Source organism: Paenibacillus agricola, from assembly GCF_011440305.1.
In the GTDB taxonomy this organism is placed as follows: Bacteria; Bacillota; Bacilli; order Paenibacillales; family NBRC-103111; genus Paenibacillus_S; species Paenibacillus_S agricola.
In genome coordinates this window covers 483,202-497,709 of the sequence record NZ_JAAOIW010000005.1, presented here as the reverse complement: position 1 = coordinate 497,709, position 14,508 = coordinate 483,202, and the positions used below count along the sequence as shown (strand labels likewise).

Below are 14,508 nucleotides of genomic sequence, written 5' to 3'. Positions count from 1 at the left end.
AATTGCAACTATTTATTTTATGATCGCAGATAATCCTATTTGTGAAGGCTTCATTCGTGTCATAGCTACAAGCAGCGCAACCAATATCAGTGAGAGCCCAACCAGAAAGCTAAGCGTAAAGAAGACGGAGATGTTCTCCATAAATCGGCCCGTTAGCCAAGACATACATGCCCCCCCTAGACCACTTGCTGCGATCATTTTACTCGTGGTTTGTTCAGTGCGTCCCGGAAACAAGCTATTGGCAAAAATAAGCGCAATTGCGAACAATCCGGACATTAACAGTCCTATTAATGTAATAACGGCAAAGGCGAGCCAGACCGTTTGTACAAACAGGAAGGAGGCCAGCACGAATAGCGTGCCCGTAGCGCACCAAAGCATGTAACGCTTGTAGCCAAAACGCTCTGCCAGCAGCCCGCAAACCATACGTCCGGCAATCATGGCACTCCAATAAAAGCTGACGCTAAGTGCAGCAAAAGCCGCATCAAGCTGCATGGTTTCGATTAGGATGGAAGGCAAGAAATTCACAAGGCTCATTTCAAGGCCTACATAGATGAAAAATACGGCTATACATATAGATATCATTGCCAGTGGCAGCAAGCCTTGTTGATACTGGTGGGGAAGACCATGGCTTTCAATTATAGGTTTTTGCTGTAGCAGCTGTGCATGGTTCCGGCTAAAACGCGCCCATGCCCATGCCAGTCCCAAGGCCAACAAGCAGGTGGCATAAAAGCTAAGCTTCCACTGGCCCGAAGCTATAAGAATGCTGATCAGGATGGGCATGATCAAGGCACCCACGCCATAGAACACCTCCAGGCGGCTTAAAGCGACCGCTGTCCGTTCTTTAATGGTATCGATAATCATAGCGCCGATTGTCGATTCAATAATGCCGGAGCCGAAGCCAACCAAGGGAATCAGGCAGAGGACGAAGATCCAGGGCGGTAGCACTGCAATGAGCAGCAGCCCGGCAAATATAAGCCATAAGGTTGAAGATAACATCTTGGTGCGCCCAAGCTTCTTGGACAACCAGGGTTGGCTAAGGACGCCCAGCAGCAAGCCGCAAAACTGGGCAAATAACAGATTGCCGCCATCGGCATAATTACGTCCATAATAATTAAGCAGCTCAGGCAGCAGGGCGGCAATGACGACCGAATTAATACCGATCAGCAGGTAGAAACAGCAGCAAACCCAAATGAGTTTATTCATAACAATTTTGCACCCGTTTCTGCTTCATCGGTATTGGCTTGCAGCACCCATGCTATGGCTTCGGCTACACTATCCACGACATGTGCTGCCTCGGCTTGGACATCCAGGTGGCTGGTGCGGATGGCAAAGCTATTGGGCGTTACATGAAACATTGAGATATCGTTGAAGGAATCGCCAATACAGATCGTTTCTTCCGGATTAACACCTAGGTAAGCTTGCAAGGCCTGTAAGGCAAGGCCTTTGGAGATATGGCGAGGCATGACATCAAGGCAGTTTACATCCGAAATGTAGGGGTCGATCTTGTCTCCGTATGTGGAGATCAACTGCTGTTGCAGCTTTAATAGCTCTTCAATAGGACCGATATACGAGAGCTTGGAGCAAATAAGCTCGCTTCCAAGAGCCTGAACCGCATGGGGCATCACTTTTAGTGGAGCCAGCAGGTTGGCCTCCAGAGCGGCATAGCCTTCATTCATTTCTGTAATCACATAGTGGTCGGGGGCACACAAGATGGTGTAGAACGGAAGCTCAGCCGCCGTCGTTGCCAATTGCTTTATAAGCTCGGTCTCGAATACGTCTTGCTGGATCAGCTCATGGGCAGAGTTATGTACGTATGCGCCATTTTGTGAGATGGCATGGGCTTGTATATGTAAATCCTTGACGATATGGAGAATCTCCGGGTGCATCCGTCCTGAAGCAATGCTGACAATTATTCCGGCTGCACTGGCTTTAGCCAAAGCTTCCTGGTCAGTAGGCTTTACAATATGGCCCTTCTGCAGAAGGGTTCCGTCCAAATCGCTGACAATTAATTTGATCATAATGTTTAATCTCCTTTGGCAACCAGTAGGTTGATTTCATGCTTGAGTAATATTTCTTTCATGGCGTCGTCCGGTTCACGATCGGTAATCAGAATGTCGATACATTCAAGACCGGCTATCCGGTGGAAGTGCTTGATGCCAAATTTGGTATGGTCCGCCAGCAGGATGACTTGGTCGGCACACCGGATCATTTCCTTGGTCACATACCCTTCTTCTTCAAAAGGATTCGTAATCCCATCCTCAGTAATCGCGCACGTACCCATCAGCAGCTTGTGGACGTGGTAGTCGCCCAGCATCTCAATCGTCTTTGCTCCATATATAAAGCGATGCTCGGCATGCAGGATGCCTCCGAGAAGGTGGATCGAAATTCCTTGCTTTTGATTAAGAATCCCGGCAATATCGATCGAATTGGTCACGACAACATGGTCATGGGTGCGTATTTGCTCAGCGGCCAATTGCACGGTCGTTGAGGCATCCAGCAGCAAATAATCGCCATCATGCAGTAGTGTAGCCGCTAGGCGACCGATTACTTTTTTGGAATCTGTAGTCGTTTCATCATGAAGCCTTGCCATATAGGTGGCAACAGACTTGGATAAAGTAGGAAGGATCGCGCCGCCGCGAGTCCGCAGAATTTGGCCCTGCTCCTCCAGCTTGATGATATCCCTCCTTGCGGTATCTCTGGAAACATCAAATAGCTCACAAATATTTTCGATGCTAATTCGGTGGTTGGCTTGCAAAAATTGCAGCATACTGATCAACCGCTCTTCTTGATACAAATGGAAGCCTCCTTTGATAAACGGCTTAGTTACTTAGCTTCCTATCGATTATAAGAAATTGGCCGTCATAACGCAAGGTAAATATAAGTATTTATAAGTAAATGTGCACTTATTTAAGTTTTTACAAAAAAGTTACAGTTTGTATTCTTCCTATTATGTTACAATAGTAGCTGCTACTCTACATAGACAATGATCCGATCAAGAATCGGGACGGGGGGAAGGCGTATATTTTGGCAGTAGAAAATACGGCAAAAAATTTGGCAGCCGCAAAAACGGCAACAAAAAAACCCAAGCTTTTAGAGCTGGATATTGTAAGAGGAATTGCCATCCTCGCTGTGCTCGTCATTCATGGTACATCAGAAGCTACAGTTGAAATACCTATAGGCTCCATCTCACAGGCTTTTTATCTTGGGCTGAATAAGCTAGGCAACTTTGCCGTTCCTTTATTTATTTTAATGAGCGGATTGGTGCTGTTCTACCGTTATATCGATGATTGGAGCGGCAAGCAGGCGGTTAACTTTTATCTCAAAAGAGTTAAACAAATCCTGTTTCCCTATTTGCTCTGGTCGCTATTTTATTATGTATATAACCAGTGGATGTATGACCGTGAAAATCTTCATTGGGATTGGCAGGAATTTCTCGATATGCTTCCTTGGGCTGACGCCTCCTACCACCTATATTTTATGGTGATTATTGTCCAGTTTTACCTGGTATTCCCGCTCTTGATCTGGATATGCAGGGCTTGGAAAGGTTTTAGGAATGGCTTGTTCGTGTTTGGTATTGCTGTGCAAGTGGCTGCATATAGTTATGAGCGTTGGGTCGAGCCCTTTGACCATTCCGCATCCTTGTGTGTGACTTACTTTAGCTTATTTACACTGGGTGGTTTTATCGGTATGCATTACGATGCTTGTATCGCCTTTATCCAGAAGCATATAGCTTGGATACTGCCTGTTACTGTGCTGCTTGGCGCCAGCTTTATGAGCCTCTTTTTATTGGAGCAGTCACAAGGGATCATATTCGTGAACCTTTGGTACGCGGTTATTTTCAATCTATATCCGATGTTTGCCGCGCTGAGCTTTATATGGCTGGGACGCAAGCTGTTGAAGCATGCAGCCAAGCTTGCCCAGGCATTGATCTCGTTGGGCGCCGCCTCCTTCGGCATTTATCTGATGCATCCGGCGTTGTTAAGCTATTGGCGCCAAAACGTTCCTCATGATACAGGAAGCATGATGGACTACCATTTATATACGATGGGTGCCTTTTTAGTAAGCTTGTTTTTGCCTTGGCTGCTTGTTTCCCTTTATGGGATGATTGTAAGGAAGCTGAAGCCTCCTCGCCGCACGATCCAGCCCCAACGAGGAACAGCTTAATTATAAAACATGCTGAGCACGCTCCCCAAAAAGCACCTCTACCCACTTCAATAGGGGCAGAGGTGCTTTTGCCTGTCCTTGAGGACGGGCTCGATAATAGCGGCTATCCAGAGACTACTTGGCAGCACTCGTTGTAAATTGGTAGCTGCCGGAGCCCAAAGTAAGGGTAACTCCATTAAAGGTTTGCTTACGCGCATAGATGCCCTCAGCCTCGAAGATCGGCAGGCCGCCTTCTAATAAGGACTCCAGCTTTGCATTAGGCAGGAACAATTCCGCTGTTGTATTGGCCGGGATGGATAGGTTGGCTGTCCATTGTCCGCTATGGCTATCGTTTAGCTCCCATCCAGAATAGATCTCGCCGTACATCGAATCCAGCGTAGCCTTGGCGTATTCGAAGCCTTCGCCTATTCTGGGGCGGAGCTTGATCAGCTTATATCCAGCCTCTTGATGGTCCGTATCGATACCTGCAACTACTTGGTAAAGCCAATCGCCAATCGCTCCGTATGCATAATGGTTAAAGGAGTTCATATCATCGCTCCAGAATGAGCCATCTGCTTTCACCCCATCCCAATGCTCCCAAATCGTGGTTGCGCCTTGCGTCACCGGGTAGAGCCAAGAAGGGAAACTTTCTTGCAGCGCCAGCTTTAAAGCCACATCATGGTGCCCATTTTCGGACAAAACATGACATAAGTAAGGGGTGCCTACAAAGCCGGTAGTCAGATGGTATTCCTGGTCTTCAACAAGCTTAACTAGCGTTTGGATGACTCGGGCTTTTTGCTCGCCTTCAACAAGCTCGAACATTAAGGCAAGCACGGTGCCCGTTTGCGTAGAAGCGCAAAGCCTGCCGGAAGGTGTAATAAACTCATTGCGGAAGTGCTCCTTAACCTTGGTAAACAAGCTTCGATACGAGGCTGCGTCGTCGGCTTTTCCCAATACCTCGGCAGCTTGGGCTAGCAGCTTGGAGGAATAAGCATAAAAAGCAGTCGCGATCAAATCCTCCGGAGTCGATCCCTTATAGCTGCCCTCCTTGGCATCCAAGCCAAGCCAGTCGCCAAAATGGAATCCGGTATTCCACAAGTAAGGGTTGTCTCCCTGATTACGTTGGTACTCCACCCAGCCCTTCATGCTGTCATATTGCTCTTCCAACAGGCGCTTGTCGCCATAGCAAAGGTAGATGGTCCATGGGCAAATCACAGCAGCATCGCCCCAAGCCGATGAGGAATGGAGGTCATCTGGCAATACATCGGGAATGACGAAGGGAACCGCACCGTCAGGTGCCTGGTCTGCCTTTAGATCGCGAACCCATTTGGTGAAAAAGGGTGCCACATTCCGGTTAAAAGCGGATGTGCGGATAAACGCTTGGGCATCGCCCGTCCAACCAAGCCGCTCATCACGCTGCGGGCAGTCCGTTGGTACATCAAGGAAATTGCCAATCTGTCCCCAGACGATGTTGCGCTGCAATTGGTTAACAAGCGGATTCGAGCATTCAAATTGTCCGGTCGTTGCCAAATCCGTAGTGATTACGCAGCCTGTGAAATGCTCAGGCAGTACGTCGCCAGGATAGCCGACTACCTTTACATAACGAAAGCCCTGGAAGGTGAATCTTGGCGCATAGCTTTCTTCGCCTTCGCCTTTACATATATAAACATTGGTTTGCTTGGCTTTTCTTAAATTGCCGATATAGAAGTTGCCCTCTTTATCCAGCACCTCGGCATGCTGCAGCGTGATGGTTTGCCCAGCTTCACCTGTAACCGAGAAACGGATCCAGCCGACCATATTTTGACCCATATCGAGCACGGTTTCACCAGAGGGTGTCTGGAAAATCGCAATCGGCTTGAGCTGCTCAACAATTCGCGCTGGCTCATTTTCTTGGGCGATCAACTGCTCCTTGGGGTGGTCGTAAATTGCAGCAGCTATCCAATCTGTAGCTGTGGCGCTGTAGCTAAACGTATCCCAGCCTTGCTTCTCCAGCCTGGCGTCATAGGTTTCGCCGTGATAAATTTCGGACAGCTGGATCGCTCCCTCTGATGTTGTCCAGCTATCATCGCTTATAACAACCTGCTCGCTGCCGTCCTCAAAAGTGATATGCAGCTGCAATAACGCCGCACGTTCACTTCCGAATAAATTACGTCGGTCCTTCCAGCCCATGTTTCCTTTGTACCAGCCATCGGCTACCATCATGCCAAGAGCATTGCCGCCGTTTTGCAGGTGTGTTGTCACATCATAGGTTTGGTATTGCAGGCGCTTCGTATAGCTGGTCCAGCCCGGGCTGAACAAGTCCTCACCAACACGGCTGCCATTAAGCGTTAGCTCATAAAGTCCAAGCGCAGTAGCATAGACAGTAGCTTTTGTAACCTGCCCGTTAATTTCAAAAGCTTTACGGAACAAGTCCGCAGGCTCTTCTACCTCTGGATTGCGGAGCTGTGCTGTGGTAATCCAGGAAGCTTTCCATTCGGCGGTAGTCAATAGCCCGGTTTCCCAGTAAGCGGTTTCACTCCAGCCGCTCGCTTTGCCTTGGTCATTCCATACTTGGACGCGATATACATAACGGGTACGGGCTTCAAGGGCTGGACCTTCATATGAAACCAAGACGGACTGGTCGGAGGCAACCTTTCCACTATCCCAAATCAAGCTGTCAGAAAAATCGCCGCTTGCTGCAACTTGGATTTGATAAGCGGTTTGTTTAACACCGCGGCGTGGTGTGGGTGATGAGGATGTAAGCTTCCAGCTCAGCCTTGGCTTAGCTACATCGATGCCTACTGGGTTGACGCGGTATTCGCAGGTTAATTGGGCTACTATTAAATCTTGAATGGGAAACACCTCTTTTATAGGATTAGATTTGTCTTTATTTTAGTACGGCTGGGCGATAAAAGAATGGGTTAGATTTGACCTTTTTATAGGTGTATACTGACATTATGCCTGTAATTGAAAAATGAAGCTGAGGTGAAGCTTTTATGGCCATTCGCAGAACAATTGGGTCGATGACCGGCCACTCTTTTTTTGGACCTGATTTCCCCCTGTATGTAAACCGAGCTACGGAATCCTTCGAGCTGGTGGAGCATTCGCATGATTTTGTGGAGGTCACTTATATAAGTGAAGGCAAAGGATTTCATTATATAGGCGACCGTGTGGTTGCTGTGCAAAAGGGTGACCTGTTTTTCATTCCGGTCGGCACCTCCCATGTATTCAGGCCGGCGGATATTTCAACGAATGATCGGTTGATCGTGTACAATTGCATCTTCCACCCGCAATTTTTTGAGCGGATTGCGACGAGCATTTCCGACCTATGGGCAGCCGATGATGTTGAAGCATTGCGCGCTTTGCAAAACGAAAAAAGCTGGTTCGTGCACCGGGAACAGTTTGGGGAAGTGGGCGTGTTAATGAACCAGCTGCATTTGGAATTTTCCGATAAAAAAGCGGCGCGCCGAATTATGCTATTTTCCTATGCGTTGCAGCTGCTTGTGTGCCTGGTCCGCTCATCCAGAGGGTGGGTGGAGATGGAGACGGGAGCGGTAATAAACCGCTTGGATCTCGTGTTAGCCGATATGGAGCAGCAGCTCGCCGATCCGCCTTCATTGACGGATATCGCGGCAGCGCTCAATCTAGGCACGAGGCAATTTCATCGGCTGATCAAAAAAGCAACCGGCCAAACCTACATGGAATATATACAATCCTTGCGGATGCAAAAATGCTGCGAGCTGCTGAAGAAGACCGATCATAAAATCAGCCTGGTCGCCGAGCAAATCGGCTATAAGGATATGAAATATTTTCACGCGCTGTTTAAGCGCAAGACCGGTTTGTCTCCGCGACAGTTTCGAATGCAGTCGCGGGCGAAGCCTGAGTGAGTTGCAGAAGCCTCAAAAGCCTAGGTGGTGACGAAGCAAGCTGATGATGGGGTGGAACGGAAGGGGAAAGCGGCCAACCTTCCGTCGTCCACGGCTTCAGCGCTTCGCCCTGGAAGCGGCAAAGCGCATATTCAGCTCGCCGACCCCTTGCGTGTTCGCTGGCAGCTTCAAGGAGAAGGCATTGCGCTTGAGCAAGCCTTTTACCTGCGAAGGTGTTAAGCGGGGCTGCTTTTGCAGTAGCAGAGCCGCAGAGCCCGCGGTAATCGGGGCGGAGAAGCTGGTGCCCGATAAGCGGAAATAACGCCTGCCCACCCTGTTCTTGGGCAGCGTGCGGTCAAGCTCTGAGCCATCGGCCCGCAGCGAAATAATATTGACGCCGGGAGCTATCAGATCTGGCTTCAATAAGCCGCCAATGGCAGGTCCGCGGCTGGAAAATGCTGCGATCCGGTCATCGGATTCACGGACAGTATTCCGGTCGTCGGTTGCGCCAACGGTAATAGCCGATGGGCTTATGCCCGGTGAATCAATCGTTCCCCTACCGGGGCCATGATTGCCGGCGGACACCGTAACGACGAGGCCGGCGCGGACGGCTTTGCCCACAGCTTGGCACAACGGATCGTTGCTGCAGCGCTCCAACGCTTCTTTACCGAGCGATAAATTCAAGACGCGGATGCCAAGCCTTCGCCGGTTATTGACGCACCATTCGATACCTCTAATAATTGTTGAATCGAAGCCGCTTCCTTGCTGGTCAAGTACCTTGACGCCAACGATGGTTGCCCCAGGCGCTGCCCCTCTATATTTGCCCTTGCTGGAATAACCATTGCCTGCTACATCTCCTGCTACATGTGTGCCGTGGCCATTGTCGTCATAAGGACTTGTGCGATTGTTGACAAAATCCTTAAATGCCTTAATCCGATTCGTAGGCTTAACCAAATCAGGATGAGGTGCTACTCCCGTATCGAGCACGGCTACAGTGACCCCGCGTCCAGTCGTCCCGCTTTGCCGGACGGCAGCCGCGCCTACAGCAGGTGTGGCTATGTCTAGATTTATGCGGTTTTTGCGGTCAAGCACGACCTTAGCGACACTTTTATGTGAGCAAATGGTTTCCAGGCAATCGGGTGAAACATGGGCTACCCATGAGCCAATGAGGCGAAGACGGCTTTTTTCCTTGAAATGGTGCTTACTTTTATCCAGCTTTCGTTTGAGGGATGCCACCTGTTGTTTGTGATGGGAGCCTGAGAAGCGGACAATGACGCGTACGGTTTTTTGCTTCTTCGAGCGTTCGCATTGGCAAGCGGCATGGTAGAGCGACTTGGTTAGCTTTCGGTGTTTTTTCAAATGAATATGCATCTCCTTTGCCATCAAAATATGCAGAAATTCCATTTTATTCTATTATTCCGCTTATTTTTGGGCTAATTTTCCGGTAAGCCTCATAGGCTATAGGGTACGAGCTTTTTTAAAAATGGAACATGAGATGGAATAACGAAGCGGAGGGATGCTTGCTTGAAAGGGATAAAGTCAATGATGTACATGGGTTTGGCGCTGGGCATGTTATTTTTTGCCGTCCCCAGGCTAGACCTGCGGTCGGGCTTGACGCTGCCAACGGTTTTTGGTGTAGTTTGGGTGCTGTTTGCCTTAATGATTGTTGCCGCGCATCTGTATGAGCTGATTGGGGTAGATGAGCAGAAGAAGCAGGAGCTCTCACGGGTCAAAAAAATGAAAAGCTGGCAGCTGGAGCAGCTGGTGCTGGGTCGCCGCAAGCTGATGCAATTTAAAAAATAAGGCTGGGTGATGCCGGCTTCCCCGTAGTCATTCCAGACGCAAAAGAACCGAACATGCCCTTTGGGCTGTTCGGTTCTTTTGCGTTTTGGTATATAAGTAAAGCTTGCGAACCTTTACCTTTACTGGAGTTACCAGGCAATCGCTCACTACAGCAAGGAAATGACTAGCAGCTCATACAGCACCAATGGCAAAATAATGTTATTAAAAGCGGCTTGCTGCCCGAACGCGCCTATGGGATTGAAGAAGCTCCGTACGTGGCCCTGCATGGGCTTCAAATACATAATGACTGCGTCAATATGGACAATATGCCCTTCAAAGGTTTGGCCGTGGATGGTTTGCACGCGTACCGGGCGATTCATATGCTCCTGGCAAAGGCCATGAATTTGCTGCTTCATGTTGTGAAGCGATTGGACCATAGCCGGATCCATTTTGTAAATCGCTTCTTTAGGGGCCGTTTGGACGACTGCGGGTTGATTGTACATCGGTTGAGCACCTCCAAGTGTTTACTTCATCCTATGCGTTAGCCTAGATTTGGTTCGCGGAATGCCCACTATTTTTTATAGCGAAGAACGTATATAATAGGTCGTACAGACTAATACAGATAAAATAAGAATGGTGGTACAGTTATGGAGCATACCGCACAGGAATCGGCAACCAAGCATGAACAAATATTGAAGTATATTGAAAGCTTGAAAATCGGCACGAAAATTTCTGTGCGAAAAATAGCCGAAAAGCTCGCCGTCAGCGAAGGCACGGCATACCGGGCGATTAAGGAAGCCGATAATTTGGGCTTGGTCAGTACCAAAGAGCGTGTCGGGACGGTTCGTGTGGAGAAAAAGCTGCGTGACAATATCGACAAGCTGACGTTTGCCGAGGTCGTTAATATGGTGGACGGCGAAGTGTTGGGCGGGCTTGGCGGCTTGCAAAAAACATTGAATAAATTTGTGATCGGCGCTATGCAGCAGGATGCGATGATGCGTTATATTGATCCGGGCAGCCTGCTGATCGTGGGTAACCGCAGTAAAGCCCATATTTGCGCTTTAGAGCAGGGCGCCGGCGTATTAATAACGGGTGGATTCGGTACTAGTGAAGAGGTGACAAAGCTCGCAAACCAGCTGGAGCTTCCGATTATTTCGAGCAGCTATGATACCTTCACCGTAGCTTCCATGATTAATCGTGCCATTTATGACAGGCTGATTAAGAAAAAAATATTACTCATCGAAGATATCGTGCCTCCGTCCATGGAGGTCATTGCCTTGAAAAGCCATCACACGTTAAAGGATTGGCAACGCCTGCATGAACAGGCAGGGCATAGCCGCTTTCCGGTAGTTGATGAATGGAACCGTGTGTTGGGCATGATTACCTCGAAGGATTTAATCGGCGCGGAGCCTGAGCAAACGATGGACAAGCTGATGACGCGCAATCCAGTCACGGCCACACCGAATACCTCGGTGGCTACCGCTGCCCACATGATGGTGTGGGAAGGGATTGATCTGCTCCCGATCATTGATGCTAACCGCAAGCTGATGGCTGTTATTAGCCGTAAGGACGTGCTGAAGGCGATGCAGCATATTCAACGGCAGCCGCAGAACGGCGAAACCTTTGAAGACTTAATTTGGGCGGGCTTTGCAGAAGAACGGAATAAAGAGGGGCAGCCGGTATTTCGGGGTGCGATCACGCCGCAGATGACGAACCAACTCGGTACAGTCTCGGAGGGCGTATTGACGATATTGATGACACAAGCCGCTTACCATGTCGTACAGGGTATAAAAAAGGGCGATTTGGTAATGGACAATATGTCCTCCTATTTCGTGAAGCCTGTGCAGATCGAGAGTGAAATCGATATTTTGCCGAAAATAATCGAAGTCAGCCGTAAATTCGGGAAAATCGATGTGGCGATTTATCATCGAAATACGAACACCCTCGTCGCCAAGGCGATGCTGACTGCCCAATTTATCGACCAGGCTTAGGCATACAGGAGATACAGCTTGAAGGCTTGCAGCTTGCCTTATTGCCGATTAAAATGAGAGTGGTTGCGCAAGCCTGCGAATAGATTGAAGGCGCCAAGCAGGAAGCAGATCACGCCAAATACACGGCGGGTATTGGAATCGGTAAAAAAGAAGAGCTGCGTAATCGCGATAATAATCAGCATCAGGCCCATCATGATATTCGTTCTTGAGCTATAGATACCCCGTAGCTTTGGATCGATTTGTTTACGTGAGCGGAAGCTATAATAAACGGACATAACCAAGGTTACAACTAAAAGCGCAAATAAAATAGTTTGAATCGTTTGCATGAGAGCCGCACATCCTTTATTGTTATCGTTGTTACAAATGTAACGATTTTTCTTCTGAAAAGCAACGAATAGACCCATTTCATTCAGGGTTCATTGTTGAAGTGATAACAAAATGGCCTTAAATTGGAGGTTCGAATGAATAACCTATATGTCATACTTGCGATCATCCTTATCATCATGAATGTAATAGGCTTTATCCGTATGGGCCAAGATAAGCAATACGCCAAGAAAAGGCGGCGGCGTGTGTCCGAGCGCCAGCTCTTCATGATCGCTTTACTTGGTGGAGCGATAGGCTCATGGATCGGTATGAGGGTTTGGCGCCATAAAACCAACCACCGTTCCTTCACAATCGGTATTCCGCTGCTAGTTGTTGTGAATGTGGGTGTTATTTATTTGGCGATCACCTATTTGAACTAGAATTTATTTTATGGAGGCACAGCTATAGTGGAGCGTTACCCTTTTACTTATGACCCCAAACAGTCCTTCACCCAACAGGCCGGTGACTGGATCGCAGATGTATTTTACGATATATTGCCGGAATCCGGCTTTGAGGTTCGCGACGAACAGATTTATATGGCGTTCCAGCTGGAACGGGCATTTGCGGATAAACAAACGATTTTTGCAGAAGCAGGTGTGGGTACTGGCAAAACCTTGGTGTATTTGCTGTACACGATTTGTTATGCACGTTATATGCGTAAACCGGCCGTTATCGCCTGTGCGGATGAGTCCTTAATCGAGCAGCTAGTGAAGCCAGAAGGTGATATTGCGAAGCTGGCCCAGCATCTCAGCTTGGCAATTGATGCCCGTTTAGGCAAGTCGCCGGATAAATATGTATGTCTAGTCAAGCTGGAGGATGCGAGAATCCGCGACGAAGAGGCGGACCTGTTCCAGGAGATTTATGAGAGCCTGCCGGAGTTCGTTCATACGTACAAGCCTCTGCAGTCGTTCGAAGCTTATGGCGACAGGAAGCATTACCCGCATATGAATGATGACCAATGGGAAAAAATCAACTGGGATTCCTTCCAGGATTGCTTCACCTGTGAGAAGCGGCATCGTTGTGGGCAGACGTTGTCGCGTGAGCATTACCGCAAATCGGGCGATTTGATTATTTGCTCCCATGACTTTTATATGGAGCATGTATGGACCTATGAGGGCAGGAAGCGGGAGGGTCAGCTGCCGTTATTGCCGGACCACTGTGCAGTTGTGTTCGATGAAGGGCATTTGCTGGAATCGGCTGGACAAAAGGCGCTAACGTTTAAATTGAAGCATGTGATCTTTGAAGAGCTGGTTATCCGGTTGCTTGAGGGAGAAGTGCGCGAAACACTGGCTGTGCTTATAGATGAAGCGATTTTGCGCAGCGAAACGATGTTTGAGGTGCTGGCTCGCCAGAGCAGGGACATTCCCGGCACGGATCGCAAGCAGGTCATTCTGAATAACAGGCTGATCAAAGAGGTGCAGCGCTTCCGCAGTGTGCTTACAGCGATTGAGGAGGAGCTTGTTTTTGAAAGCGAAATGTACACCTTAAATGATTACCAGCTACGTATTGTCGAAGAGCATTTGGAGATGCTGCAGAGGGCATTGCTGCTGTTCGAGCAAGCTGATGGTTTAATTTGCTGGGTTACGGATAGCAAAGATGGGCTTACTCTTTCCATTATGCCTCGCACGGTCAAGGAAGTGCTGCGTGAGCAGGTGTTTAAATCCAGCAAAATCCCGATTGTTTTCTCGTCGGCAACTTTGTCTGTTGAAGGCTCCTTCGATTATGTGAGCGAAAGCCTTGGAGTTGAGCAGTATTTGTCCTTCTCTGTCGCCTCGCCCTATGATTATGCGAAGCAAATGCAAGCGGTGGCTCCCAAGTGGAACGAAGGGGGAACGTTTACGGAGAAAATGCAGTTTACTGCGCAGCTTCTGGAGCGGACGCAAGGTAAAGCCTTGCTGTTATTCCCGACTAAAGAAGAGCTGCGGCAGTTTAAAAAAGAAATGGAGCTGTACCCAGCCCTCTCTGAGCTGCGGTTTCTATTCGAAGGCGACCAAGAAATCAGCCATCTGATTTCGGCGTTTCAGCGTGATGAACAAAGCGTGCTATGCGCGGTTACTTTGTGGGAGGGGCTTGATGTGCCCGGTCCATCACTATCCAATGTAATTATTTGGTCGTTGCCGTTTCCTCCGCAAGATCCGGTATTTATGGCAAAGCGCAATGCGTCTGCTGCTCCCTTTGAGGAAGTGGATCTTCCCTACATGCTGCTGCGCCTTCGACAAGGCATGGGACGGTTGATCCGCACCCATGGGGATAGCGGCATCGTCGCTATCCTCAGTGTCGAGCAGGAAGGGCAGCCAGCGGTGCGGGAGCATATCGAAGCGATCCTGCCAGCTGGCGTGCAGCTTAAGGATTCGCTGGATTAAGTGGTTAGGCTTTATGCCGGA

At 48.9% G+C, this 14,508-nt stretch carries 13 protein-coding genes; 6 read left to right on the top strand and 7 right to left on the bottom strand.

Going from position 1 to position 14,508, the window contains the following annotated elements; all coding sequences use genetic code 11:
* Positions 1-12 precede the first annotated feature (12 nt).
* The 3 genes from G9U52_RS17240 to G9U52_RS17230 are packed head-to-tail and all read right to left on the bottom strand — an operon-like array spanning position 13 to position 2,794.
* The gene (locus G9U52_RS17240) at positions 13-1,203 is read right to left on the bottom strand and encodes an MFS transporter (protein ID WP_166151727.1); all 1,191 of its coding nucleotides are present in this window, start codon (positions 1,201-1,203) and stop codon (positions 13-15) included.
* Entirely contained in the window at positions 1,200-2,018 is an 819-nt protein-coding gene (locus tag G9U52_RS17235; protein ID WP_166151725.1) for an HAD family hydrolase, read from the bottom strand. The genes G9U52_RS17240 and G9U52_RS17235 overlap by 4 nt, the downstream gene beginning before the upstream one ends.
* A gap of 5 nt (positions 2,019-2,023) precedes the next feature.
* On the bottom strand, positions 2,024-2,794 hold the full coding sequence (locus tag G9U52_RS17230) for a DeoR/GlpR family DNA-binding transcription regulator (protein WP_166151723.1): 771 nt from the start codon (positions 2,792-2,794) through the stop codon (positions 2,024-2,026).
* Between the two features lie 230 nt (positions 2,795-3,024).
* Here G9U52_RS17230 and G9U52_RS17225 point away from each other — a divergent pair, with 230 nt between their 5' ends.
* Positions 3,025-4,164, top strand: a complete 1,140-nt coding sequence (locus G9U52_RS17225; RefSeq protein WP_166151721.1) for an acyltransferase — start codon at positions 3,025-3,027, stop codon at positions 4,162-4,164.
* Between the two features lie 114 nt (positions 4,165-4,278).
* On the opposite strand, the gene G9U52_RS17220 is transcribed toward G9U52_RS17225, so the two are convergent.
* Complete coding sequence (locus G9U52_RS17220; RefSeq protein ID WP_311764881.1) at positions 4,279-6,984, bottom strand: family 78 glycoside hydrolase catalytic domain; 2,706 nt, start codon at positions 6,982-6,984, stop codon at positions 4,279-4,281.
* Between the two features lie 134 nt (positions 6,985-7,118).
* Here G9U52_RS17220 and G9U52_RS17215 point away from each other — a divergent pair, with 134 nt between their 5' ends.
* Positions 7,119-8,009 (top strand): helix-turn-helix domain-containing protein, encoded by an 891-nt coding sequence (locus tag G9U52_RS17215; protein WP_166151719.1) that lies wholly within the window; start codon positions 7,119-7,121, stop codon positions 8,007-8,009.
* Between the two features lie 96 nt (positions 8,010-8,105).
* On the opposite strand, the gene G9U52_RS17210 is transcribed toward G9U52_RS17215, so the two are convergent.
* Positions 8,106-9,347, bottom strand: a complete 1,242-nt coding sequence (locus G9U52_RS17210; RefSeq protein ID WP_243767385.1) for a S8 family peptidase — start codon at positions 9,345-9,347, stop codon at positions 8,106-8,108.
* Positions 9,348-9,512: 165 nt separating this feature from the next.
* On the opposite strand from G9U52_RS17210, the gene G9U52_RS17205 reads away from it, so the two are divergent.
* Complete coding sequence (locus tag G9U52_RS17205; protein ID WP_243767384.1) at positions 9,513-9,791, top strand: hypothetical protein; 279 nt, start codon at positions 9,513-9,515, stop codon at positions 9,789-9,791.
* Between the two features lie 146 nt (positions 9,792-9,937).
* Here the strand turns inward: G9U52_RS17205 and G9U52_RS17200 are convergent, their stop codons facing one another.
* Positions 9,938-10,273, bottom strand: a complete 336-nt coding sequence (locus G9U52_RS17200; RefSeq protein ID WP_166151715.1) for a hypothetical protein — start codon at positions 10,271-10,273, stop codon at positions 9,938-9,940.
* Between the two features lie 144 nt (positions 10,274-10,417).
* Between G9U52_RS17200 and G9U52_RS17195 the strand changes: the two genes are divergently transcribed.
* Positions 10,418-11,761: a DRTGG domain-containing protein gene (locus G9U52_RS17195; RefSeq protein WP_166151713.1), complete on the top strand. Its 1,344-nt coding sequence runs from the start codon at positions 10,418-10,420 to the stop codon at positions 11,759-11,761.
* A gap of 38 nt (positions 11,762-11,799) precedes the next feature.
* On the opposite strand, the gene G9U52_RS17190 is transcribed toward G9U52_RS17195, so the two are convergent.
* Positions 11,800-12,087: a YtpI family protein gene (locus G9U52_RS17190; protein WP_166151702.1), complete on the bottom strand. Its 288-nt coding sequence runs from the start codon at positions 12,085-12,087 to the stop codon at positions 11,800-11,802.
* Between the two features lie 135 nt (positions 12,088-12,222).
* On the opposite strand from G9U52_RS17190, the gene G9U52_RS17185 reads away from it, so the two are divergent.
* On the top strand, positions 12,223-12,504 hold the full coding sequence (locus tag G9U52_RS17185; protein WP_207953026.1) for a DUF1294 domain-containing protein: 282 nt from the start codon (positions 12,223-12,225) through the stop codon (positions 12,502-12,504).
* A gap of 27 nt (positions 12,505-12,531) precedes the next feature.
* A complete protein-coding gene (locus G9U52_RS17180; protein ID WP_166151700.1) occupies positions 12,532-14,487 on the top strand; it encodes an ATP-dependent DNA helicase in 1,956 nt (651 codons plus the stop codon).
* Positions 14,488-14,508 lie beyond the last annotated feature (21 nt).

What these genes read in the sequence shown, in the direction of transcription:
- G9U52_RS17200 (WP_166151715.1), bottom strand. Translation starts at nt 10,273, where the DNA reads ATGTACAATCAACCCGCAGTCGTCCAAACGGCCCCTAAAGAAGCGATT.
- G9U52_RS17215 (WP_166151719.1), top strand. Translation starts at nt 7,119, where the DNA reads ATGGCCATTCGCAGAACAATTGGGTCGATGACCGGCCACTCTTTTTTT.
- G9U52_RS17240 (WP_166151727.1), bottom strand. Translation starts at nt 1,203, where the DNA reads ATGAATAAACTCATTTGGGTTTGCTGCTGTTTCTACCTGCTGATCGGT.
- G9U52_RS17195 (WP_166151713.1), top strand. Translation starts at nt 10,418, where the DNA reads ATGGAGCATACCGCACAGGAATCGGCAACCAAGCATGAACAAATATTG.
- G9U52_RS17235 (WP_166151725.1), bottom strand. Translation starts at nt 2,018, where the DNA reads ATGATCAAATTAATTGTCAGCGATTTGGACGGAACCCTTCTGCAGAAG.
- G9U52_RS17185 (WP_207953026.1), top strand. Translation starts at nt 12,223, where the DNA reads ATGAATAACCTATATGTCATACTTGCGATCATCCTTATCATCATGAAT.
- G9U52_RS17190 (WP_166151702.1), bottom strand. Translation starts at nt 12,087, where the DNA reads ATGCAAACGATTCAAACTATTTTATTTGCGCTTTTAGTTGTAACCTTG.